At 55.9% G+C, this 229-nt stretch carries 1 protein-coding gene; it reads left to right on the top strand.

Annotated elements, in window-relative coordinates:
* Positions 1-23: 23 nt before the first annotated feature.
* A partial coding sequence (locus AAEY88_RS15770; RefSeq protein WP_350563912.1) for a hypothetical protein occupies positions 24-229 on the top strand: 206 nt, incomplete at its 3' end.

The raw sequence follows: 229 nt of genomic DNA, 5'->3' as shown, positions 1-229 counted from the left end.
GGTGAGGTTTTACAGGAGCCATGGTGAGTATCTTCGGGAATCGCACGACATACCGCGCCAACACGCGAAAGGTGATGAAAGTCCGCGTCGCGCATGCACCGCGAAAATGGCGAATGCCAATGCGCGTGCATTGCGCCATTACGCGCCTGTTTACGGAAATTCCCCGCAATATGCAGTCGGATCGCGGCGAATTCGCAAAACGGGATCCGTTCATTGCGCGACATTGCAC

The organism is Psychrobacter sp. CAL346-MNA-CIBAN-0220 (assembly GCF_040309805.1).
GTDB lineage: Bacteria > Pseudomonadota > Gammaproteobacteria > Pseudomonadales > Moraxellaceae > Psychrobacter.
Note: the sequence above shows the minus strand (reverse complement) of the source record. Positions and strands in the feature narration are given on the sequence as shown.